The sequence below is a fragment of the Pyramidobacter porci genome (assembly GCF_009695745.1).
GTDB lineage: Bacteria > Synergistota > Synergistia > Synergistales > Dethiosulfovibrionaceae > Pyramidobacter > Pyramidobacter porci.
Genome location: NZ_VUNH01000010.1, coordinates 89,653 through 109,571, shown reverse-complemented (window position 1 = coordinate 109,571; position 19,919 = coordinate 89,653). Strand labels below are relative to the sequence as shown.

The following is a 19,919-nucleotide window of genomic DNA, read 5'->3' as shown; positions in this document are numbered from 1 at the left end:
ATGAAAAATTCGCGGCATAAAATCATTTGAAAGGCGATAACGCGCCGCGCCGCCGGCGAGGGAAAAGCCGTTCGTTGCGGAGAGCCGCGCAGGGCCGAAGACTTGCATAGTTGGTAATAAAATGTTTAAATGACAACAGGAACGTGTCGGCGGCGCGCCCGTCCGAAAAAATTCAAGGCGGCCGCGGGGAAGCGGATCTTCGTAAAAAGACTTTTTCGGAGGAGTGATGACCATGGCGCAGCTCACGGGCTGGATCGACGGCGGCGCGTCGGTCTTTTACGGACGGATCGGGTGGGACGAGCGCGGTCTCGTGACCGAACTGACGCCGCTCGGCGGCGCGGACGAATGCTCGTCGGACGCCGCCGTGATCCGGGCGGGGCTTTTCAACGCCCATTCCCATCCCGAGCAGTCGATCTACGCGGATATCGTCGATAAAGAATGGGATCTGGGCACGTGGTGCCGCCGCACGATCTACCGTTATTCCACGGCGATGACGCCGCGGCGGGTACGTCTGGCCTGCGAGCGTGCCTTCGCGCGCATGATGGCTTTCGGCACGACGAGCGTGATGGCGAGCTATTATCTGCACGGCAATCGCGGCAACGAACTGGACCGTGAAGTGCTGGCGGCGGCACGCTCGGTGGGAATCCGGCTGATCTTCGGCCGCATGAATTACGACGTCGTCAACGAAGACGCCTTCGCGGGCAAAAAGGCCTCGCAGCGCTCCTATTACGAGACGCCGGAAGTTGCGGAGCAGTATCTGCGCGAGCTGACGGCGCTCGAAGACGAGGCGCTGATGATCTGCCCGGCGTTGCACAGCATGCACGCTTCCACTGAAACCGCGATCGCGCGCGGCATCGCGCTGGGCTGGGAGCTGCGCCGTCCCGTGCAGTTCCATCTCTCGGAGGATCGGGGCGACGTGGAGCTGTCGCTGAAACGGCACGGCTGCCGGCCGATGGCGTTTTTGCAGCGCCTGCTGGACGAGGGGCGCGTGCCGTCGCTGTCACACGTGATCGTGTCGGACTGCTGCTGGCTCGACGACGAGGAACGCCGCCTCATCGCCCGCAACGGCATGAAGGTTGCGCTCAACGCGCGCATGAACGCACGCGTGAAAACGGGCTTTCCCGACGTGCCCGCGCTGCTGGCCTCGGGGATCCCGCTGTGGTGCGGCACCGACGGCGAGGCCAGCAACGACGATCTGAACGTGCAGGGCGAGCGCGAGTTCCTCAAGGCGCGTTACCGCGGCGTGATCGACCCGAAGACGATCGAGGGATTCGGCCGCCAGCGCTTCGACTTCGGCGCCGGATATATCGGCGCGCTCGGCATGGGCGGCTGGGCCGACCTGCAGGTCGTCAAAAACGGCGCGGTGCGCGACGTATACGTGGGCGGGCGCAAAACCATGGAAGACGGCCGTCTGCTTGGGCTGGACGTGGAGCGCGACGTGGAGCGCCCGCTGCGCGAGGAAGTCGCCGCGATGACGGCGGCCGCGGCCGAGCCGGAGGCGTAATATCGGTTGAATCAGCCGTCCCGCGACGGCGGGAGGCATTTTTGTGAAAATCAAGGAGGTTTTGTCACACATGTCTGTACTGATCGAATGCGTACCCAATTTCAGCGAAGGGCGGCGTCAGGACGTCATCGAAGCGATCGTCGCTCCGTTCAAGAACCGCAAGGGCTGCTACCTGTTCGACTCCCGCGCCGACGAAGACCACAACCGTCTGGTTGTCTCGCTCTGCGGCGAGCCGAACGCCATCTGCGACGCCCTGATCGAGGCCGGCAAGGTCGCCGTCGCCACCATCGACCTGAACACCCACAAGGGCGCGCATCCGCGCATGGGCGCCGTCGACGTGATCCCCTTCACGCCCGTCAAAGGCATCACCATGGAGGAGTGCGTCGAGCTGTCGCACCAGTTCGCGCAGCGCTTCTACGACGAGCTGAAAGTGCCCGTGTTCTATTACGAAGATTCGTCTGTGCGTCCCGACCGCACGCGCCTCGAGCAGGTGCGCAAGGGCCAGTACGAAGCTCTGAAAGAGCTCGTCAAGACCGATCCGAGCCGCGCCGCCGACGTCGGCCCCAACGAGCTGCATCCCACCGCGGGCGGCACCGCCATTGGCGCGCGCAAGTTCCTGGTCGCCTTCAACGTCAACCTCAACACCACCAACGTGGAAATCGCCAAGATCATCGGCAAGCGCGTCCGCGCCAGCAACGGCGGTTTCTCCTGCGTCAAGGGCATGGGCGTCGACCTGCCCGAGAAAGGCCTCGTTCAGGTCTCCATGAATCTCGTCGATTACGAAAAGACGGCCATGTACCGCGTGCTCGAGTTCATCCGCATGGAAGCGGCCCGCTGGGGCGTCACCGTCAACGGCACCGAAGTCTACGGCATGATCCCCGCCGGCGCCATGCTCGACAGCGCCGCCTACTACCTGCAGGTCGACAACTTCCACAACGAGCAGGTGCTCGAGCTGAAGCTGCTCGACCTGATGCAGCAGGACTAAGGGAGGCTCCCGCGATGATCCTTCATGAGATGACTCTTCCCGCTTTCGTCACGGAACTGGCTTCCAACTCGCCCGCGCCCGGCGGCGGCAGCATCGCCGCGCTCGGCGGCGCGCTGGCGGCCGGCCTCGTCTCCATGGTCGGCGAGCTCACCCGCGGCCGCGAAAAGTACGCCGCCGTCCAGGCCGACATGGACGCGCTCTGCGCCAAGGGCAAGAAATACGCCGAAACGCTGCTGAAGCTGATCGACGAGGACACCGCGGCCTTCAACGACTTCATGGCCGCCATGAAACTGCCCAAGGACACCGACGAACAGAAAGCCGCCCGCAGGGCCGCTATGCAGGAGGCCGCCAAGAGCACCGTAGAAGTGCCGCTGCGCACGCTGAACCTCTGCGCCGAGGTGGCCAAGCTGGCGCTCGTGGCTGTGCGGGAGGGCAACGTCAACGCCGTAAGCGACGCCGGCACCGCCGGCCAGTTCGCCCGCGCCGCCGGCACCTGCGCCGCTTACAACGTGCGCATCAACCTGCTCGGCATCAAGGACGAGGCTTACGCCGCCGAAAAGCGCGCCGCCATGAACGCCGCCCTGAGCGTCATCGACGCCGCCATGTCCGATCTGACCGAGCTGATGGAAAAAGCTCTGAGCTAGCGAAAGGCGGAAACAAAGGCCACCACGGAGACGTGGAGGCACGGAGAAAGTCAAAGACCTTGCCGCGGCTTCGCCGCGAAAAACGGAACTGGCGTGACATCACGGCAAAGGCACGACGCTCGGTTGGGCGTCGTGCCTTTTTGTCGGTACTGATTTTCAATTATGATGGTCTCGTCGCGAAGCGGCAGTTCAAGCCTTTCTTTTGTTTTTCTCCGTGCCGCCGCGTCTGCGTGGCGGCTTTTGTTTCACAGCGCGTATTCGAAGAGACGCACGGTCGTGTCGCCGAGGTCGTCGTAATGGACGCGCCGGGTCCCCGCGAAGGCGAAGCCGGCTTTGAGGTAGAGCTTTTCGGCGGCCAGATTGCCTTGGGCGACGTCGAGGTGGACGGCGCGAAAGCCCCGCGCGCGGGCGCGGTCGAACAGAGCCGCCAGCATTTCCAGCGCCGCGCCTCGGCCGCGGAAATCCGGGTGGACGGCAAAGAGGTGCAGGACTGCGATCTGGTCGGGAGCGGCCTCCAGCGGCCACGGCGAGCCGAGGTACATCTCGTCCTCGCCGGCGGTGACGGCCATGGCGGCGGCGAGGCGGCCGTCTTTCCAGCCGGCGAGGATTTCGCCGGCGGCGAGGCGCGCTTTCAGGTCCGCAGCGGCGGGATAGACGCCGAGGTGCCAGTCGGGACCGTATTCGTCGTGTTCCTGCGCGCGGCAGACATCTTCGTAAAAGCGCCAGAGCGCGTCGAATTTTTCCGCGCCGGCGGTGCGTATCTGACCAATCATGGGCGTTCTCCTTCCCGGCGAACGAGCGTCACTCGACGGCGATCCAGTAGCGCTGGATCGTGCCCGAGCGCCCCATGCCGGCGTCGTCTTCGATCTCGTTTTCCAGCGCGCCGCCATTGGCGGCGATCGTGCGCGCCGAGGCGACGTTGGCCTTGTCGCAGGTGAGGAGCACGCGATCGAGGTTCAGCTTCCGGCACTCTTCCAGGGCGAGGCGGAGCATCTCTGCGGCGCAGCCCCGGCGCCGCTGCGAAGGCAGGACGCTGTAGCCGATGTGCCCGCCGAGGCGGAGCAGGAAAGGCGTGAGGCGGTGGCGGATCTCAAGGATGCCGACGAGCGTTTCGTCCTCCGTTCTCACGGCGAGGAACACCGAGGAAGGGACGTAACCGTCGTCGTACTTTTTCGAGAGCCGATTTTCGAAGTCGAGCCATTCGGCGTAGTTTTCGACGTCTTCGAGCCCGGCGCAGCCGGCGAAATATTCGCCGTTTTCCAGAAAAACACGGCGGTAGTCCATGACCTGCGCTTCGTGCGTCGCGTCCGGCCGGACCAATTTCAGGCGATTCATAAGGGTCCTCCTCCTCTGGCGATGTCCGCGCCGCGGCGGAATTTTGCCGTTCATTATAACAGCGCGTTCTCGTTCCGGCAAGCGCGCGGCGATATGGCTTGACTAATTCCGCGGCCGATTGTTAAGATTCATTCAAGGCTTTGGCACAACCTTCAACACTGCACAAACTGAACAGGCCGTCCCCTCGGGGATCGGGCCGGGCCGCCGCGGCGCGGTAGCGGACGACGATCCGCGGGACGGAAGCGATTCGAGCGCGTCCCGCGGATTTTTTCGTGCTTCGCGAAGCGGACGGATTTCATGAAACCATCCGTTCAGGAGGAAATTGTCATGGATCGAGAAAAACGCGTCGGCGCGCCGGAAAAAAATCAGTTCGAAAAAATCGCCACGCGCGTTTCCGTCGTCTGCGGCGCGGGCAATCTGCTGCTGGCGGCGTTCAAGTTCGCATCCGGCGCGATCGGGCATTCCGGCGCCATGATCAGTGACGCCGTTCATTCCACCTCCGACATCCTCGGCAGCGTCATCGTCGTCGCGGGAGTCAAGGCCTCGGCGCGGCCGTCGGATCGCTCGCATCCTTACGGGCACGAGCGGCTCGAATGCGTGGCGGGGCTGATCCTCGGCGGCATCCTGGCGGCGGTCGGACTGTTGATCGGCTGGGGCGCCCTGGAGAAGATCTGGAGCGGCGCGTACCGGAACATGCCGCAGCCGGGCGGCATCGCGCTCTTCGCGGCGGCGCTGTCGATCGCCGTCAAGGAATCGATGTTCTGGTACACGTGGCTGCGGGCGCGGCGCATCGACTCCACGGCGCTGAAGGCCGAAGCGTGGCATCACCGTTCCGACGCGCTGTCGTCGGTGGGCGCGCTGATCGGCATCGGCGGCGCGCGCATGGGATCTCCGGTGCTGGAACCGGCGGCCAGTCTCGTCATTTGTCTGTTCATCGTCAAAGCGGCGATCGACATCTTCAAGGACGCCACCGACAAGATGGTCGACCACGCCTGCGACGAGGCCACCGAACGGGCGCTGCGCGAGTGCGTGGCCGCTCAGGCGGGCGTGCGCCGCATCGACCTGATGAACACGCGCGAGTTCGGCAGCCGCGTCTATGTCGACATTGAGATCGGCGTGGACGGCCGCTGTTCGCTGGCCGCCGCCCACGCCGTCGCCGAAAGGGTCCACGACGCGGTCGAAACGAACTTTCCGCAGGTCAAGCACGTGATGGTCCACGTCAATCCGCTTTGAGTTCTCGCAGAATAAGAGTCGCCGCGGAGCCTCGAAAAAGATATCGTTTGTATGACATGTTTTTTACTCCCTTGCAAACACACAAACGAAGAAAAATGTTCCACGTGGAACGCTGAAAACGTTTCTTCTTTTGCCGCAGACGGCGGCGATTTTTTTCTTCGCGCCGCGGCGTCCTGGCGGTGGACTTTGCGCGGCTTTGCCCTTAAACTGATGCTGGGCGTAAACGATCCCGATCTGCAAAGGAGGTCTTTTTCATGCGCGATTTTGTCTTTTCCTATCCGACCGTCACTTATTTCGGCGCGGACGCCGCCGTTCGTGCGCTGCGGACCGAACTGCCCAAGTACGGCCGCACGGTGATGCTCGCCTACGGCGGCGGTTCCGTCAAAAGAAACGGCGTCTACGATACGGTCATGAAGCTTCTGGGCGAAGCCAATAAAGACGTGGTCGAGTTCAGCGGCATCATGCCCAACCCGACGTACGCCAAAGTCCAGGAGGGCGCGCGCCTCGCCCGAGGGAAGCGTGTCGATTTGATCCTCGCCGTCGGCGGCGGTTCGGTGAGCGACTGCTGCAAGATCGTGGCCGCTCAGGCCCTGACCGACGAAGACCTGTGGGAGATGAGGTTCCGCTTTCAGGCCGCCCCGGCGCAGTTCATCCCCCTCGGCGTCGTCGTTACCGTGGCAGGCACCGGCTCCGAGCAAAACGACATCGCCGTGATCACCAACGAAGAGAAGAAGATCAAGGCCGGCATGACCGGCGCGGCGCCGTCCTTCGCGGCGCTCGATCCCGCCTATACGCTCTCCGCGCCGAGGGCGCAGGTCCTTTCGGGCGCGTTCGACACGCTCTCGCACTGCATGGAGAGCTACTTCGGCAAGCCGCTCGACGACAACCTCACCGACGAGATCGCCGAGGCCGTGATGCGCCACGTCATCCGCAGCACGCGCGCCCTCGTGAACGATCCGGGCGATCTGCGCGTGCGCGGCGAGCTGATGTGGGCGGCGGCCATGAGCGAAAACGGCCTGCTCAAGATCGGCAAAGTCACCGATTTCCAGGCCCACCAGATCGAGCATCAGGTCGGCGCGTACACCAACTGCAACCACGGCATGGGGCTGGCCGTGATCCAGCCGATCCTCTACCGTCACCTCTACAAGGCCGCGCCGCAGCGTTTCGCCCGCTGGGCGAAAAACGTCTGGGGCGTAGCCGACCGCGGCGACGACCGCGAGACCGCTCTGGCCGGCATCGCCGCGCTGGAACAGTTCGTGATCGACGTCGGCTTGCCCAACAGCTTCCGCAAGATGGGCATCGCCGACCGCTCCTTCTACAACGCCGTCGCCCGCAGCACCAACATCAAGGAAGGCTGCTGCCGCCAGCTCACCGTCGGCGAGATTTTCGACATCCTCACCGAGTGCTATTGAGCCGGGCGCGGTCAGTTTTAAACAAAACCGACCACGGAGAAGCGGAGAAAAGCGAAAACTGAATTATTAATGACAGAAAGAGAGCCGATGGTCAACGTGACCATCGGCTCCTTGCGTCCCGATCTGCTTCTTGTTTTTCTTTGTACCTCTGCGTCTCTGCGGCGGTCTTTGTTTAAAACCTTACCCTACGACGTTGGCGACGATGACGCCGAGATAACTGCCGAGCACATAGCCCAGCGTGCCGACCAGCAGCGCCGGCCCGACCAGGTCGAACCAGCCCTTGGAGATGGCCATGGCCGCGGCCGTTGTGGGGCCGCCGACATTGGCGTTGGAGGCGATGATGAGGTCTTCAAGGTTGAAGCGGAAGAGCCTGCCGAAGAAAAACGTCACGATCATGTTCATGACGATGACGACGCCGGCGTAAGCGAACAGGATCGGCGAGCTGGAGACGATCTCCATGATCGAGGCGGACGCGCCGATGACGCCGAAGAAGATGTAGATCAGAAACGTGCCCGTCTCGCTCGCGCCCGGCGCGTTGCTGAACGCGCCGGGGAACGACGTGGCCAGGATCATCGTCACGGTGGTCATCACCAGGTACTGGTTGCCCAGCAGCTGATTGGCGATCGACAGCGCCGTCGAAGCGGCGGGAATCGTCCTGCTGAAATACGCGGCCAGCGTTCTCGACACGGCGACGATGATCGTGGCGGCGGCGAAGTTGAAAGCGATGTGCTTCAGCCCTACCGGCTTCGGCTTCCAGTAGTCGGCGGCGGCGTTGGCCGAAGCGGCGCCGCTCTCCACCTTGTCGACGAGCGGATGTTTGTAGTGAGTGCGGAACCAGACGATGCCGGGAATGGCGATCAGCACGAAGAAATAGATCGCCATCAGCAGATTGTCGGCGACGACGCCGGCGGAGATCAGCTTTTTGTCCGTCAGGAAGGCGTCGGCCATGGCCGTGAAGTTGACTGAGCCGCCCGTGTACGTGCCCGCGAACATGGCGGCGAAGGCTTTCAGCTCCGGCACGTATTTGCCGAGCGCGAACGCCCCCAGCAGCGCGCCTGCCGCCGTGCCCGCCGCGCTGAGCAGGAAAACGATCAGCAGCTTGCCCGTCTCGCGCCCGATCGTGCGGATATCGCAGTTGAACAGCAGCAGCGGCACCGCCAGCGGCACCGCGTAGTTCCACACGTTGTCGTATGCGGGCGCGTCGGTGGGGATCACCTGGAAATTGGCCAGGATCATCATCATGAGCAGGGCCAGAACGCACCCCGTCACCTTGCCGGCCCATCGGTACGTCTGCTCCAGCCAGATGCTCAGCGAAGCGACGCCGACCATAACAGCCCAAAGGCCCCACGTGTCGTCGGCGCTGATAAAAGACATAAACGTTCCTCCTTAAAAAATAAAGTTGCGCAGCGTCTCCTTCTTTCGCGAAGGCAGTCTCGGAAACTTCCGCTCATGTGCCACACGAGCCGTTGAGTATTATGCAAGGCACTTTTAAAATGTGTTGATCGCTCTAAGACGGCGCCGCGAGAGCGAGGGGAAACGCTCATTCGAGATCGCTTTTTCTCCGAACGGAGGGTGACGCCGGACTGATCATTCAGACGGCTCCACGCATTTCGTTTCCCTCATGCCGCATCAGTTTTGTTGAAAGCTCTTCAGCGCCGCGGCGATGCGGCGTACGCCCTCGGCCATCTGGGCGTCGGTCTGGCGCGCGAAGGTGAGGCGCAGCGAGAACTCTTCCCCTTCGTAGTTGGGCGTGAAACACACGCCGGGGAAAAAAGCCACGTGCCAACGGTCGCGGGCGCGCACGGCGAAATTCATGGCCGAAACGCCGCCGTGCAGGCGGCACCACAGGAACATTCCCCCCAGCGGCGTTTCCCACGTCAGCCATTCCGTTGGGATCTGTGCGCTCATCAATTCAGTCAAAAGCCGGCAGCGTCGCTTCAGATCGCGACGTAGCTCGTCGATGTGCGCGTCGAACTGAGGATGTTCGAGCACGCGCGCGGCGGCGCGGTGGAGCAGGGCGGGATAACACAGCGCCGTGGCCTTGAGCGTCATCACGGCGCGCTCGACCAGCTCTTCCGGCAGCACCAGCCAGCCGATGCGGATGCCCGGGGCGATCGTCTTGGAGAGGCTGCCCATGGAGATCGTGCAGTCAGGAGCCAGCGAATGATAGGAAGGCGGCGGCGCGGCGTCGAAGTTCAGCTCGCGATAGGGATCGTCCTCGACGATGAAGAAGCCGTGCCGGCGCGCGATCTCCGCGACGGCGCCGCGACGTTCGGGCGAAGTGCAGCGCCCCGTGGGGTTCTGAAAGTTGGGGATGACATAAAAGAAACGCGGCCGGCACTTTTGCGCCAGGTGTTCGAGTTCGTCGGGCAACGGGCCGTCGGCGTCCATGGAGACGCCCGCGAGGCGCGCGCCGGCTTTGGCGAAACAGTCCAGCGTCTCGGGAAACGTCGGCGTTTCGCTCAGCACCGCGTCGCCGGGATCGACGAACAGCTGTGCGAGCAGATCGGCGCCGCCGGTGCCGCCGTTGGTGACGACGATCTGTTCCGCCCGGATGCCGGCGCCGGCGTCGAGGCGGTTCTGGCGTTCGGCCAGGGCTTCGCGCAGTTCTTCGTCGCCCTGCGAACCGGGGTAAGCGAGTATCTGCGGCTCCTCGGCGAGCAGCTTGTCGAGGACGGCGCGCATCAGGCCGCGGGGATAAAGATCCGCCGCGGGCTGCCCGGAGTTGAAAAAGATCATGTCCTTCGCGTCGCGCAGATGAAAGGCGTCCATCATGCAGCGTCGCAGGTTTTGGGCGCGATGACTGAGTCTGTATTCCATGGTCAGGCCTCCTGACTGGGTTTTTCAAATTTGCGCCATTATAACATTTCCATGCCGGCTTGATAAATATCCGGCGGAGAGAACTCATGTCGCTTCATGCGAACGATCCGTGCTAGAATGAAACAAAAAGGAAAACGAACGCGGCTTGCGCCGCGCGGGATCTGATGAAAAAGGAGAGGTTCTGATGACTTTGAAGAAGATCGGTTTTGTCGGGCTGGGCGTGATGGGGAGAGCGATGGCGTCGAACCTGATGAAAGCCGGTTTCGAACTGACGGTCTCCAACCGCAGCAAGGCTTCCGCCGAAGCGCTGCTGGCGTCCGGCGCGGCGTGGGCCGACAGTCCCGCTGCGGTAATGCGCGCGGCCGACGCGGTGGTCACGATCGTCGGCTATCCGCGCGACGTGGAGCAAGTCTACTTCGGCGAAAAAGGTCTGTTCGCGGGCTTTACTCCGGGCAAGCTGGTCATCGATATGACCACCTCGTCGCCGCTGCTGGCCGCGAAAATCGGCGCCAGAGCGCGGGAACTTGGCGGCGAAGCTCTCGATGCGCCCGTTTCCGGCGGCGACGTGGGGGCGCGCGACGCCAAGCTGACGATCATGGTCGGCGGCCCGGAAACGGCGTACAAAAAGGCGGAGCCGCTGTTCGCCGCCATGGGCAAGGAGTGGAAGCTGCAAGGCGCGTGGGGCGCGGGGCAGCACACCAAGATGGCCAATCAGATCGCCATCGCGTCCAACATGATGGGCGTCTGCGAAGCGCTGGCCTATGCGCGCGCCGCCGGGCTCGACCCGCAGTCGGTACTGGCCAGCATTTCCGGCGGCGCGGCGGGCAGCTTTTCGATGAGTAACCTGGCGCCGCGCATGCTGAAAGGGGATTTCAAGCCCGGTTTTTACGTCAAGCACTTCATCAAGGACATGGGCATCGCCCTTGACTGCGCCAGGGAAATGAAGCTCGATCTGCCCGGTCTGGAGCTGGCCGACAAACTTTACCGCCGTCTGGCCGACGAAGGCGGCGAGAACGACGGTACGCAGGCGCTGTATAAACTGTACGCGCCGGAACGCAATTAGCGAGGCGCTTTTACGGAGCGCGGCGACCAGCCGGAAGATTTTCGGCCGCTCGCCGCGCTCCGAGCGTTTTGTGCCGAACGAAAAAGAGGCGCTTGACAGATCGAGAAAATAGAATTAGAATAATTCTAGAAAAGGGGCGAGGCCATGACAAAATACGCTCAGGGAATTCTGGACATCGTGAACGCTTCGCGCAGCCACCTGACGGCGGAACAGATTTTCTGGGAGCTGAAAAAGACGCGGCCCAAGGTCGTTCTGGCGACGGTGTACAACAATCTCCACGCGCTCTGCGCGCAAAAGCTGATCCGCCGCGTTCACGTCGAAGGATCGCCGGAGCGCTACGACCGGATCGAGAAGCATGATCATCTGATCTGCCAGAAATGCGGCAAGCTGACGGACGTGACGCTGGCCGATCTGACCGGGGGGCTGGAAGAGCAGCTGGGGGAACGCGTCACGTCCTATGACCTGAAAGTCTTTTACGTCTGTCCCGAATGCCGCCGCAAGGCGGAGGGGACGGCACGGTAAGCGCGTGTGTGGGAGGGCTGGCGGTCCTGCCGGCAGCCAGGGGGAAATTTTCCTCCGTCCGGGGGGGACGGAGGAAGACATGTTTTGAAAAGATCAGGGGGATCATTGGAAATGGCGCAGAACAAGTACGAAGGCACTCAGACGCTCAAGAACCTGCAGGCGGCGTTCGCCGGCGAATCGCAGGCGCGCAACAAGTACACCTATTTCGCCTCGGTCGCCAAGAAGGAAGGCTACGAGCAGATCTCGGCGCTCTTCCAAAAGACGGCCGACAACGAGAAGGAGCACGCCAAGATGTGGTTCAAGGAGCTGGAGGGCATCGGCGACACCAAGGCCAATCTGGCCGCGGCCGCCGAGGGGGAGAACTACGAGTGGACCGACATGTACGACGGCTTCGCCAAGACCGCGGAGGAAGAGGGGTTCCCCGCGCTGGCCGCCAAGTTCCGCCTTGTCGCCGCCATCGAAAAGCATCACGAGGAGCGCTACCGCGCTCTGCTCAAGAACGTCGAGAGCGGCGAGGTCTTCCAGAAGGGGGAAGTGAAGATCTGGGAGTGCCGCAACTGCGGCCATATCGTCGTCGGCGTCAGGGCGCCCGCCGTGTGCCCCGCCTGCGCCCATCCGCAGAGTTACTTCGAGATCCACGCCGAGAACTACTAGGGAAAAGGCGAAAATGTGAAAACGGCCGGAAGCTGACGAATGAGCGTTCGTCAGCTTCCGGCCGTTTTTTGTTCCGCGTGGAACGCGGGTGTTTCAGCACGCGAGCGCACTCATGCGGAACAGTCCGTCGCCGAGGCGCTGCGCGCGGATCGCGAAGTCGAAGCGGTCCGCGTCGACGCACATCCAGAAGTCGTCCTCGGGAAACACGTCCTGCCGGGCGGGGTCGAAGAACTTCTGCCCTTCCGGGTCGGCGCGCACGGCGGCCAGTTCGCGTTCCATGTCCAACATTTCCCCTTTGAGCCGCGCCGCGATGTAGCGAGCGCACAGGAGGTCTTCCGGCGTGCCGGACACGCCCGCCAGCCCCATCGCCACCAGCGACACCCGCCCGGGATCGCGGCTGCGGATATAGCGCGCGGTGGCCGCGGCGTTGACGAGGCTGCCGGCCACGATCTCCGCCGCGCCGGAGGCGGCCGCCAGCCCCTGCGTGCCGGCGCTGGTGGTGTGGATCACGGTTTTTCCACGAAAATCCGTGCCGCGCGTCTGCGACGGCGAGTTGCCGAAATCGAACCCCGGCAGGATCGCGCCGCCGCGCTCGCCGATCAGCACGCTGCCGGGATGCTCGCTTTTCAAGCGGCGAGCCTCCGCCTCGGCGCCGACGGCGAAAATCGCTGCCGCGCCGCGCGCGAACAGCCAGGCTTCCAGCGAAAAAGCGCGGAACACGTCGATGACGACCGTCAGCCCGCGGGCCCGCCGCGCGCCGTCGAGCAGTTCGAGAATTTGTATGTCCATCGGATCCCCCGCTTTCGTGGGATTGTGCCGCCGCGGATCTCTTCCGGGCGCGCCTCCCGTCCATTATATGATGAGCGGCGCCGTCTGGGAATGGGGCTCTGGGACGGGCGACGTGCCCCGCGCCGAAAAACGTCCGGCGAAAGCGCAGGCCGCCGCGTTTTTCGCTCTGGAGTAATGGCGCTGCGGCATAAAAACGGCGGCAAGGCCTTTCAATTTCGTCGTTTTTTTGTATTATTATGCTGAAACGCGGGCGAATTTGCCTTCTAAGGAAAGGGGGAACATGGTGTGAAAACGCTTGGGGCTCCGCAGGCGGTGACGGTGCGGCAGATCGCGCAGCTCCATAATTTCAAAAAATATACGCGTCTTGTCGCCGGCGAGGAAGGGCTCGACCGCCAGGTAGCATATACCACTGTCTGGGAATCGCCGGAGCTGGCGAGCCGCCTCGAAGGGCAGGAGTTTGTCTTCAGCGTGGGGTATTTGGCACGAACCAATCCGCCGCTGGCGCTGGAAGGTTTTCGGGCGTTGACGAACGTCGTGTCGGCGATGGGGTTCAAGCTCGGCCCTCATATCGACGAAATCCCCGATGAGTTCATCAAAATTGCCGACGAGAAAAACGTTCCTCTGTTCGAGATTCGCGCAGACTGCCAGTTCAGGTGGCTCATCCAGTCCATCATGGCCGAGATCAACCTCTATCAGGCCAGCGTTTTGATGGAAGTGAACCAATATTTCCACGACCTCTACGAACTGGCGATGAAAGACAGCCGGGATTCCGTCCTCTTGTCGCAGCTTTCCGAGCGGATCCGCGCGCTCTGCTTCCTTCTTCCTCCCGACCTGCAGGAACCCATATGGCCGCAAAAACAGCAGATCGGGCGAGCTGAAAACACGCTTTTGCAGGGGGCGCACGAAGTGTTTCGCAAGGCCTGCGTGACGCAGGGAGAGTTTCATGAGCCTCCGTGGCATGTCTTCCCTCTGACGGGCAAGAACTGTTGTCTTGGTTATCTGGTCGTGCATCATAAGCCGGCTCTGGGCGACAAGGAGCGTCTGATGATCCAACAGCTGCAGATGAGACTGACGATGAAGTGGAACGAGCGCTTCGAGGATACTCGCCGGACGCTGATGAGTCTGTGGAACAGCCTGCTCTACAATCCCAAAGATAAAAGAGAGTTCATCAGCCGTACGCTGGAGCGTTGCGGCCTGGACACCGAACAAGCGTTCCGCGTGCTGGTGTTTTCGGCCCGGCCGGGACTGGACGAGACGTTTCGGCGGGGAGCGCAGTTCACCATGGGGAGCCTTGGACGTCTGATCCCGCATAAGATATTGCTCTGGGTGACTCCCTTGGAATGCGTGCTGCTGTGTTCGTCGACCGGCGGGCAGAAACTGCCTCAGTATATGATCAAGGCCAAAGAGCTGCTGGCGACCGACCCATCGGCCGTTTTGTCGGTCGGACCGTCGGTAAGGAGGATCGAAGAGATCCGCGACAGCTACCGCATGGCGAAAAACTGTTTTCGCGCGGTCTGCAGCCGATGCGACAGTCCGGGAGCGCTCCTTTGCTGTGACGATTGGCTCTTCGAGCTCTCCCAGATCGAAGGAGCGGATACGCTGGAAAGCCGCCTGCTCGTGAAGAAAGTTCTTGATCCTCTGCTTCGGTATGACCGCGACCACGGCAATACCGCTTTTCGGGATACGTTGAGGGCAATGAACCGAACGGAAAACCTAAGCGAGGCGGCAGGGGCTCTTCACGTGCATGAAAACACGCTCCGTTACCGCGTGCAGCGCATGAAGGATTTGACGGGCCTCGATTTGTTCCGTTACAGAGATCGGGCCATATTGGCCCGCGCGCTGTTCTGTTTTGAAATGAGCCGGGAATGATTGACGTTCATTTCAGACGATGAAACAGCCTTTGAAAACAGGAGAGAGCACTTTCATTTTTTACTTATTGGTTTGCCTCCGGTATTCTTGAGATGGTAATCAAAGAGGTCGCTTCGGTTTGCTCTCGAAGTGACCTCTTGTTGTTTTCTACAAAATTTGTTTATTATTTCTGTTTGTTTGAATAAAGACGGTAGTTGCGTTTTCTATTAATATTAGACCAGCTATCTAAGTAATGAAATGAGTGTAAGCCATGTGAGAAGAAAGCGGCAAGCGTATCGTAAAATTGTTTGTCGCTCTGTTTTGAAGATCTTGGGAGAGAGAAAATGTTTGTCGGTTTTATTGATTAAATATGAATTATAATATTATTTATAGCGCCAAGAAGGCTCTCTCACGAATATAGATGATTTTCCGATAACGATGAATAGGGCGGAGCTTTTGGTCAGGAAGGATGTCATGAGCTGCGAAAGAGCTCTCAAACGAGAAGCAATATTGTCCTGCATCACCATATAAAGCGCATTCTTTACATGGATCCATAAGTCATAAGTCTTGGAAAGGAGTTGGAGCGAAGATGACAGGCAAGTTGTTCCCGCGGAGTTTTAAGACGGAATATCTCACGGCGGTCCAAGGCGAGGGTATTTATATTTATGACAAGGAAGGAAAGAAATATCTGGATGGATGCAGCGGAGCTTTGATCTGCAATTTGGGACACTGCAACGAAGAAATTATCGAAGCGGTGATGGCGCAAATGCACAAAATAGAGTTCGCCCACACGTCGCGCTGGCGTCTGGACAGCGTCTCGGAAGCTGCGGAAGAAATGGCTTCGCTGGCACCGGCGGGCATGGAGTATGTGTGGTTTACCTGCGGAGGTTCCGAGGCTATCGAGGCGGCGGTCAAGCTCGCGCGCCAGTACTACACCGAACGGGACGGGGGGTACTCCAGCAAGTCGACGATAATATCTCGGTGGAACGCTTACCATGGGAGCACTTTGGGTACTATGGCCATCGGCGGCTCGATTCCCAGGCGGCGCATCTACGCCCCTCTCTTCAAAGAAAATCCCCATATTGCACCTCACTATTGCTACCGCTGCCCCTTCGGTCTGGCGCATCCTTCCTGCGATATGCGCTGTGCCCGTCAGCTCGAGGAGGTCATCAAGCGCGTAGGCCCAGGCAATGTCATGGCGTTTATTGCCGAGCCTATTGTGGGCTCCTCCGTGGGGGGCTTGGTGCCGCCGGACGAATACTGGCCTTTGGTGCGCGAGATCTGTACTAAATATGACATTTTGCTTATTGCCGATGAAGTGATGACGGGCATGGGGCGCACGGGGAAAAACTTCTGCGTCAATCACTGGGGAGTGAAGCCCGACATCATTGCGACCGCCAAAGGTATGGCGGCAGGATACATTCCTACCGGCGGCGTGATCGCCTCGAACTGGATTGCCGAAGAGATCCAGAAAGGGACTGGAGCCTTTACTCATGGACACACCTATACGGGGAATCCGTTGAGCGGAGCCGCCACTGCGGCCGTGATCAAGTACATGAAGAAACATAAGCTGGTGGAGAACGTAGCTACATTGGGAATCAAATTCGGCGAGGGGCTCAAGAAAATTGGCGAGAGCAATCCTATCGTGGGCGATGTCCGCGGCAAGGGTTTCATGTGGGGCTTTGAACTGGTTCGGGACAAGGCTGCAAAGACGCCATTTGCAAAGAATGTCGGCGCTGCTAACGTGGCAATGAAAGAATGTCTCGCTCGCGGGCTGGTCATCTACCCCGGCGGCGGGATGGTCGACTCCATTGACGGCGACAATTTCCTGGTCGCTCCGCCGCTGATCACCACATCGGAGCAGATCGACGAACTGCTTGAAAAACTTGAATTGGGACTTGCGGCCGCCGCGGCGAAGCTGGCATAGCTGAAATCTTTCCCAGCGCCGAAAGGAATCGGGGAAGGCGTCTTATGCACAAGAGGAAAAGGCGTTTTTTCGCGCCTGATGGTTCCACGAGTTCGAGCGTATCATCCATTATTCCATTTTTGAAGGAGGCATACTATCCATGAGAAAAACGAAGATCACGTTGATGGCGTGTGCATTGGTTTTCGCCATCGTCAATTCCGCCCTCGCTCTTGACTTCGTCACCATTGGCTCCGGCGGCGTGGGCGGCACGTATTATCCGCTGGGCGGTTCCATGGCGGAGATCCTGAACAACGCCAAGATTGACGTAAAAGCGACTTCCCGCGCCACCTCGGCCTCTCGCGAAAACTGCCGCCTGCTGGCTCGCGACGCCGTACAGATAGGCATGGTGATGGGTTCCACGCTGTGGCAGGCCTATACGGGCACTGAAGCCTTCGAAAAGGATGGCAAGCTGGATCTCTACATCCTCATGAATATGTACGCGGCCCCCCAGCATATTGTTACTACCGGCAGGACGGGCATCAAGACCTTCGAAGACCTGAGGGGCAAGAGGGTCTCCGTAGGTGCCCCCGGCGGCGGAGATCAGGTGTTGACCAACCTCATCCTTGCAGCGGCTGGATGGGATCCAGAGAAAGATATCAAGCGGGAGCAGCTGACTCAGCCTGAGGGCGCTACCGCTTTGGTAGATGGCAACATCGATGCGGTATTCTGGAACTTCGCGGCTCCCGGTTCGGCGGTGCTCGAAGTGGCCGCGGTGCGCGACGTAGTATTGATCCCGATTCCTGAGGACGTGGTCAAGAAAGTATGCGAGGCGAATCCTTTCCTGTTTTCTTACACTATTGACAAGAATGTATATAACCAGGCAGAAGACTGCCTAACCGTAGCAGATGGCAACTTCCTGGTGGTCAACGGCAAAATGAAGGAAGACCTCTCCTATCGTCTCGTCAAGACCATCGTGGAAAACCGCGAGGCTTTTAAAAAGGTAACGACCCAGGCGGAGCACTTCAATCCCAAAGAGGCCAGCGTAGGTATCATTCGCTTCGCTTCCGGCGCCGTAAAGTATTTCAAAGAACAGGGGTTCGACACTCTCAAATAAAACGTGCCAGCCTTCGCAAGAGAACAGGATTCGGTGTCCCGGAAGGGGGCTGGAAAACTCTCCCGGCCCCCTCTTAATTTTTTAAGGAGGCATTTCATGGTAGAACCGCGTTTGCAGGAGAGGGAGTCTCAAGTCGGTCCTCCGAAAACCGAGAGGGTAAAAATAGACAACCCCGAGGAAGCCAAGTTTCGAATTCTGTCGGGCTGGCAAAACTATTTGCTGTGCGGCTTGGCTCTTTGTGCGTCCTGCTTTCACCTTTATACGGCTTATTTCGGCCAGCTTTCGGCCATGTATCAACGAGCATGGCACTGGATGTTCATCAGCGCCATGCTCTTTCTGCGCTACCCCTGTACGAAGAACCGCCCCAAGAACAAGGTCGACCTTTGGGATTGGGTGCTGATCGCCCTTTCCATCGCAGGGTGCCTCAATATCCTCCTCAATTTTGAGGATATCGCCATGCGCGAGGGAATGGCGATTCCTTCGGATATCTGGATAGGCACAATCATGACGCTGTTGGTGCTTGAGGGAGCTCGGCGTTCCATGGGCTGGCCTCTGCCCATCATGGCTGCTGTGGCTTTGGCCTATGCATTTTGGGGCCCTTATTTCCCGGGTATGCTGGCCCACGGGGGGTTTCCCCTAGAGGAAATAGCCCCCTTTCTCTATCTGAGAACCGATGGGATTTTTGGCACTCCCTTAGGCGTATCGGCCTCGTTCATCTTTCTGTTCGTGCTTTTCGGAGCGTTTTTGAACTTGTCCGGAGCCGGGCAATTCTTCATCGATTTGGCCGTAGCGGTAGCGGGACGCAGTCGTGGCGGTTCCGGCAAGGCCGCGGTAATTGCCTCCGGCCTTATGGGCATGGTATCGGGGAGTTCTTGCGCCAATACAGTGACCACCGGCGCTTTTACCATCCCTTTGATGAAACAGTCGGGCTATAAGTCCAATTTCGCAGGGGCTATCGTAGCGGCGGCCTCCACGGGAGGGCAAGTCATGCCGCCGGTCATGGGCGCGGCTGCCTTCATCATGGCTCAGTTTTTGGGGATTGCTTATTGGGATATCGTGGTGGCGGCAGCCATTCCCGCTACGCTTTACTTCATCTCCATCATTGCCATGGTACACTTTCGTGCCGGCAAACAACGTATGGCAAGCCTTAATGCCGACGAAGTGCCCAGTATCCTGAAACCCCTTCGGGACGGATGGTTTCTGCTGGCGCCTATCATCGTACTGGTCACGTTTCTTGGCAAGGGATTCTCGCCTGTCAAGGCCGTGTTCTGGTCCATCGTGATGCTCATTGTCGTATCCTGGTTCGGCAAGCCTGAACACCGTCTGACGCCTGCCCGGATACTTCAGGCTCTCATTGCGGGAGGTCTCGGCGCCATCGAGGTGGCGGCGGCCTGCGCGTGTTCCGGCATTGTCATCGGCGTGATCTCCATTACGGGCGTGGGACTGGCTTTTTCATCCTACGTGCTGAGTCTTTCCCGCGGTATCCTGCCGCTGGCGCTATTCCTCACCATGATAGGCTCCATTATATTGGGCATGGGCATTCCAACCACGGCGCAGTATATCATTACTTCTACTTTGGCAGCTCCGGCGCTCTACGAGATGGGAGTTCCGATGATATCGGCCCACTTGTTCTGTCTCTATTTTGGCGTTTTGGCCGATGTGTCGCCTCCTGTGGCGCTTGCAACCTATGCGGCAGCCGGCATAGCGAAGTCAAACCCCATGAAGACGGGCTATACAGCTTTGATGACTGCGGTGGCAGGCTTTTTGGTCCCCTATATGTTTGTCTACAATCCCTATTTACTGCTTCAGGGCGATATCTGGCACATCATTATTGGTTGCGGTACCGCCTTGGTTGGCATCATAGGACTTTCAGCGGGCGTCCAAGGTTTTTTGGTTGACGATCTGAACGTTTTGGAACGAATGGCCCTTGTCTCCGTGCCGTTTTTTGTCATCTATCCCACGCTGACCAGCAATGTCGTAGGCTGCGCCATTATCGCGACGCTCTTTCTGTGGCAGAAGTACCGTCAGCGTGTAAATCTCGCAGGGGAGAAATAAGGGGTTCGCAAAGATCGGACGAAGGAGGAAGAGAA

The 19,919-nt window shown here is 60.2% G+C and carries 18 protein-coding genes and 1 riboswitch; of the genes, 13 read left to right on the top strand and 5 right to left on the bottom strand.

Going from position 1 to position 19,919, the window contains the following annotated elements; all coding sequences use genetic code 11:
* Positions 1-232 precede the first annotated feature (232 nt).
* The 3 genes from FYJ74_RS09660 to FYJ74_RS09650 all read left to right on the top strand — a co-directional run bounded on the left by FYJ74_RS09660 (position 233) and on the right by FYJ74_RS09650 (position 3,133).
* The gene (locus FYJ74_RS09660) at positions 233-1,504 is read left to right on the top strand and encodes an amidohydrolase family protein (protein WP_229769447.1); all 1,272 of its coding nucleotides are present in this window, start codon (positions 233-235) and stop codon (positions 1,502-1,504) included.
* A gap of 70 nt (positions 1,505-1,574) precedes the next feature.
* Positions 1,575-2,489, top strand: coding sequence for a glutamate formimidoyltransferase (ftcD, locus tag FYJ74_RS09655; RefSeq protein WP_154529369.1), 915 nt, complete (start codon positions 1,575-1,577; stop codon positions 2,487-2,489).
* 14 nt (positions 2,490-2,503) lie between these two features.
* Entirely contained in the window at positions 2,504-3,133 is a 630-nt protein-coding gene (locus tag FYJ74_RS09650) for a cyclodeaminase/cyclohydrolase family protein (protein WP_154529368.1), read from the top strand.
* 245 nt (positions 3,134-3,378) lie between these two features.
* Here the strand turns inward: FYJ74_RS09650 and FYJ74_RS09645 are convergent, their stop codons facing one another.
* Together FYJ74_RS09645 and FYJ74_RS09640 are read right to left on the bottom strand one after the other, a co-directional pair.
* Positions 3,379-3,906, bottom strand: a complete 528-nt coding sequence (locus FYJ74_RS09645; RefSeq protein ID WP_154529367.1) for a GNAT family N-acetyltransferase — start codon at positions 3,904-3,906, stop codon at positions 3,379-3,381.
* A gap of 28 nt (positions 3,907-3,934) precedes the next feature.
* Complete coding sequence (locus FYJ74_RS09640) at positions 3,935-4,468, bottom strand: GNAT family N-acetyltransferase (RefSeq protein WP_154529366.1); 534 nt, start codon at positions 4,466-4,468, stop codon at positions 3,935-3,937.
* A gap of 157 nt (positions 4,469-4,625) precedes the next feature.
* Positions 4,626-4,710: riboswitch (NiCo riboswitch) on the top strand.
* A gap of 85 nt (positions 4,711-4,795) precedes the next feature.
* Here FYJ74_RS09640 and FYJ74_RS09635 point away from each other — a divergent pair.
* Together FYJ74_RS09635 and FYJ74_RS09630 are read left to right on the top strand one after the other, a co-directional pair.
* Positions 4,796-5,701, top strand: a complete 906-nt coding sequence (locus FYJ74_RS09635; protein WP_154529365.1) for a cation diffusion facilitator family transporter — start codon at positions 4,796-4,798, stop codon at positions 5,699-5,701.
* Between the two features lie 254 nt (positions 5,702-5,955).
* Positions 5,956-7,113, top strand: coding sequence for an iron-containing alcohol dehydrogenase (locus tag FYJ74_RS09630; RefSeq protein WP_154529364.1), 1,158 nt, complete (start codon positions 5,956-5,958; stop codon positions 7,111-7,113).
* A 180-nt stretch (positions 7,114-7,293) separates the two neighbouring features.
* Here FYJ74_RS09630 and FYJ74_RS09625 read toward each other — a convergent pair whose 3' ends face one another.
* Together FYJ74_RS09625 and FYJ74_RS09620 are read right to left on the bottom strand one after the other, a co-directional pair.
* Positions 7,294-8,487: a DUF819 family protein gene (locus FYJ74_RS09625; protein WP_154529363.1), complete on the bottom strand. Its 1,194-nt coding sequence runs from the start codon at positions 8,485-8,487 to the stop codon at positions 7,294-7,296.
* 255 nt (positions 8,488-8,742) lie between these two features.
* Positions 8,743-9,933, bottom strand: coding sequence for an aminotransferase-like domain-containing protein (locus tag FYJ74_RS09620; protein WP_154529362.1), 1,191 nt, complete (start codon positions 9,931-9,933; stop codon positions 8,743-8,745).
* A 184-nt stretch (positions 9,934-10,117) separates the two neighbouring features.
* On the opposite strand from FYJ74_RS09620, the gene FYJ74_RS09615 reads away from it, so the two are divergent.
* From FYJ74_RS09615 to rbr, 3 genes are all read left to right on the top strand, one after another.
* Positions 10,118-10,996, top strand: coding sequence for an NAD(P)-dependent oxidoreductase (locus FYJ74_RS09615; protein WP_154529361.1), 879 nt, complete (start codon positions 10,118-10,120; stop codon positions 10,994-10,996).
* Positions 10,997-11,140: 144 nt separating this feature from the next.
* Positions 11,141-11,518, top strand: a complete 378-nt coding sequence (locus FYJ74_RS09610; RefSeq protein ID WP_154529360.1) for a Fur family transcriptional regulator — start codon at positions 11,141-11,143, stop codon at positions 11,516-11,518.
* Between the two features lie 111 nt (positions 11,519-11,629).
* Complete coding sequence (rbr, locus tag FYJ74_RS09605) at positions 11,630-12,172, top strand: rubrerythrin (protein ID WP_154529359.1); 543 nt, start codon at positions 11,630-11,632, stop codon at positions 12,170-12,172.
* 93 nt (positions 12,173-12,265) lie between these two features.
* Here rbr and FYJ74_RS09600 read toward each other — a convergent pair whose 3' ends face one another.
* A complete protein-coding gene (locus tag FYJ74_RS09600) occupies positions 12,266-12,961 on the bottom strand; it encodes a 2-phosphosulfolactate phosphatase (RefSeq protein WP_154529358.1) in 696 nt (231 codons plus the stop codon).
* Here FYJ74_RS09600 and FYJ74_RS09595 point away from each other — a divergent pair.
* The 5 genes from FYJ74_RS09595 to FYJ74_RS09575 all read left to right on the top strand — a co-directional run bounded on the left by FYJ74_RS09595 (position 12,954) and on the right by FYJ74_RS09575 (position 19,884).
* Complete coding sequence (locus FYJ74_RS09595; protein WP_154529357.1) at positions 12,954-13,136, top strand: hypothetical protein; 183 nt, start codon at positions 12,954-12,956, stop codon at positions 13,134-13,136. The two genes, FYJ74_RS09600 and FYJ74_RS09595, sit on opposite strands and share 8 nt — an antisense overlap.
* 110 nt (positions 13,137-13,246) lie before the next feature.
* Complete coding sequence (locus FYJ74_RS11965; RefSeq protein ID WP_154529356.1) at positions 13,247-14,830, top strand: PucR family transcriptional regulator; 1,584 nt, start codon at positions 13,247-13,249, stop codon at positions 14,828-14,830.
* A gap of 568 nt (positions 14,831-15,398) precedes the next feature.
* Positions 15,399-16,736 (top strand): aminotransferase family protein, encoded by a 1,338-nt coding sequence (locus FYJ74_RS09585; protein ID WP_154529355.1) that lies wholly within the window; start codon positions 15,399-15,401, stop codon positions 16,734-16,736.
* Positions 16,737-16,875: 139 nt separating this feature from the next.
* Positions 16,876-17,829, top strand: coding sequence for a TAXI family TRAP transporter solute-binding subunit (locus FYJ74_RS09580; protein ID WP_154529354.1), 954 nt, complete (start codon positions 16,876-16,878; stop codon positions 17,827-17,829).
* A 96-nt stretch (positions 17,830-17,925) separates the two neighbouring features.
* On the top strand, positions 17,926-19,884 hold the full coding sequence (locus tag FYJ74_RS09575) for a TRAP transporter permease (RefSeq protein ID WP_154529353.1): 1,959 nt from the start codon (positions 17,926-17,928) through the stop codon (positions 19,882-19,884).
* Positions 19,885-19,919: the final 35 nt, after the last annotated feature.

Excerpts from the sequence above, each read along its gene's own strand:
- FYJ74_RS09660 (WP_229769447.1), top strand. The coding sequence starts at position 233 with ATGGCGCAGCTCACGGGCTGGATCGACGGCGGCGCGTCGGTCTTTTAC.
- ftcD (WP_154529369.1), top strand. The coding sequence starts at position 1,575 with ATGTCTGTACTGATCGAATGCGTACCCAATTTCAGCGAAGGGCGGCGT.
- FYJ74_RS09650 (WP_154529368.1), top strand. The coding sequence starts at position 2,504 with ATGATCCTTCATGAGATGACTCTTCCCGCTTTCGTCACGGAACTGGCT.
- FYJ74_RS09645 (WP_154529367.1), bottom strand. The coding sequence starts at position 3,906 with ATGATTGGTCAGATACGCACCGCCGGCGCGGAAAAATTCGACGCGCTC.
- FYJ74_RS09640 (WP_154529366.1), bottom strand. The coding sequence starts at position 4,468 with ATGAATCGCCTGAAATTGGTCCGGCCGGACGCGACGCACGAAGCGCAG.
- FYJ74_RS09635 (WP_154529365.1), top strand. The coding sequence starts at position 4,796 with ATGGATCGAGAAAAACGCGTCGGCGCGCCGGAAAAAAATCAGTTCGAA.
- FYJ74_RS09630 (WP_154529364.1), top strand. The coding sequence starts at position 5,956 with ATGCGCGATTTTGTCTTTTCCTATCCGACCGTCACTTATTTCGGCGCG.
- FYJ74_RS09625 (WP_154529363.1), bottom strand. The coding sequence starts at position 8,487 with ATGTCTTTTATCAGCGCCGACGACACGTGGGGCCTTTGGGCTGTTATG.
- FYJ74_RS09620 (WP_154529362.1), bottom strand. The coding sequence starts at position 9,933 with ATGGAATACAGACTCAGTCATCGCGCCCAAAACCTGCGACGCTGCATG.
- FYJ74_RS09615 (WP_154529361.1), top strand. The coding sequence starts at position 10,118 with ATGACTTTGAAGAAGATCGGTTTTGTCGGGCTGGGCGTGATGGGGAGA.
- FYJ74_RS09610 (WP_154529360.1), top strand. The coding sequence starts at position 11,141 with ATGACAAAATACGCTCAGGGAATTCTGGACATCGTGAACGCTTCGCGC.
- rbr (WP_154529359.1), top strand. The coding sequence starts at position 11,630 with ATGGCGCAGAACAAGTACGAAGGCACTCAGACGCTCAAGAACCTGCAG.
- FYJ74_RS09595 (WP_154529357.1), top strand. The coding sequence starts at position 12,954 with ATGTCCATCGGATCCCCCGCTTTCGTGGGATTGTGCCGCCGCGGATCT.
- FYJ74_RS09600 (WP_154529358.1), bottom strand. The coding sequence starts at position 12,961 with ATGGACATACAAATTCTCGAACTGCTCGACGGCGCGCGGCGGGCCCGC.
- FYJ74_RS09585 (WP_154529355.1), top strand. The coding sequence starts at position 15,399 with ATGACAGGCAAGTTGTTCCCGCGGAGTTTTAAGACGGAATATCTCACG.
- FYJ74_RS09580 (WP_154529354.1), top strand. The coding sequence starts at position 16,876 with ATGAGAAAAACGAAGATCACGTTGATGGCGTGTGCATTGGTTTTCGCC.
- FYJ74_RS09575 (WP_154529353.1), top strand. The coding sequence starts at position 17,926 with ATGGTAGAACCGCGTTTGCAGGAGAGGGAGTCTCAAGTCGGTCCTCCG.